The organism is Bacillus sp. JJ1609 (assembly GCF_036967045.1).
Lineage (GTDB): Bacteria > Bacillota > Bacilli > Bacillales > Cytobacillaceae > Mesobacillus.
The window spans coordinates 1-1,092 of the sequence record NZ_JBALSS010000055.1 but is presented as its reverse complement, the minus strand read 5'-3'; the positions used below and the strand labels follow the sequence as shown (position 1 = coordinate 1,092).

The following is a 1,092-nucleotide window of genomic DNA, read 5'->3' as shown; positions in this document are numbered from 1 at the left end:
AGCCGGGGTGGCGGAACTGGCAGACGCACAGGACTTAAAATCCTGCGGTAGGTGACTACCGTACCGGTTCGATTCCGGTCCTCGGCACCAAGTTTTTTTGTCAAAGTAAAATAAACAAAGTTTTTTGCGCTAGCGAAATAACTTCCCTTTACATCATATGCGCCCGTAGCTCAATTGGATAGAGCGTCTGACTACGGATCAGAAGGTTATGGGTTCGACTCCTTTCGGGCGCGCCATTATATTTTACTCTATATCGGGGAGTAGCTCAGCTTGGTAGAGCACTTGGTTTGGGACCAAGGGGTCGCAGGTTCGAATCCTGTCTTCCCGACCATTCTACTGATATAATATGGGGCCTTAGCTCAGCTGGGAGAGCGCCTGCCTTGCACGCAGGAGGTCAGCGGTTCGATCCCGCTAGGCTCCACCATATGTTTTTGAAAATTTAATTTGGCGGTGTAGCTCAGCTGGCTAGAGCGTACGGTTCATACCCGTAAGGTCGGGGGTTCGATCCCCTCCGCCGCTACCAATTTTACAATCTGGTTGAACCTATTCAATCTAGGCTAAACATGGACCTTTAGCTCAGCTGGTTAGAGCAGACGGCTCATAACCGTCCGGTCGTAGGTTCGAGTCCTACAAGGTCCACCATTATATTGTTGTTATTTTACGGAGGTATACCCAAGTCCGGCTGAAGGGATCGGTCTTGAAAACCGACAGGCGGGTAACACCGCGCGGGGGTTCGAATCCCTCTACCTCCTCCATAATTTCATTTGCATTTTTTATCGTCGCGGGGTGGAGCAGCCCGGTAGCTCGTCGGGCTCATAACCCGAAGGTCGCAGGTTCAAATCCTGCCCCCGCAATTAATTTTTTTCAAGTAATACACTTGAAAAAACTTTGGTCCCGTGGTGTAGCGGTTAACATGCCTGCCTGTCACGCAGGAGATCGCCGGTTCGATCCCGGTCGGGACCGCCATTTTTATTAAGCTCAGTAACTCAGTCGGTAAAGCAAAATGCTCACATTCCGATTAAGCTTTAGAGCAAAGGGTCCTAACCCTTTCAGAATTTAGGATAAATATTATAGTGGCTCAGTAGCTCAGTC

Annotated in this window: 9 tRNA genes; all 9 read left to right on the top strand. The window is 49.6% G+C overall.

The features are described 5' to 3' along the window. Position 1: 1 nt before the first annotated feature. The 9 genes from V7654_RS23855 to V7654_RS23815 all read left to right on the top strand — a co-directional run bounded on the left by V7654_RS23855 (position 2) and on the right by V7654_RS23815 (position 966). A tRNA-Leu gene (locus tag V7654_RS23855) sits at positions 2 to 90 on the top strand. Positions 91 to 159: 69 nt separating this feature from the next. Beyond that, positions 160 to 236, top strand: a tRNA-Arg gene (locus V7654_RS23850). An 18-nt stretch (positions 237 to 254) separates the two neighbouring features. After that, positions 255 to 331, top strand: a tRNA-Pro gene (locus V7654_RS23845). Between the two features lie 17 nt (positions 332 to 348). Beyond that, positions 349 to 424: transfer RNA gene (locus V7654_RS23840), tRNA-Ala, on the top strand. 22 nt (positions 425 to 446) lie between these two features. Beyond that, a tRNA-Met gene (locus V7654_RS23835) sits at positions 447 to 523 on the top strand. Positions 524 to 565: 42 nt separating this feature from the next. Next, positions 566 to 642 (top strand) — tRNA-Ile (locus V7654_RS23830). Positions 643 to 662: 20 nt separating this feature from the next. Next, positions 663 to 755 (top strand) — tRNA-Ser (locus V7654_RS23825). Between the two features lie 25 nt (positions 756 to 780). After that, positions 781 to 854, top strand: a tRNA-Met gene (locus V7654_RS23820). A 36-nt stretch (positions 855 to 890) separates the two neighbouring features. Continuing rightward, positions 891 to 966: transfer RNA gene (locus V7654_RS23815), tRNA-Asp, on the top strand. Positions 967 to 1,092: the final 126 nt, after the last annotated feature.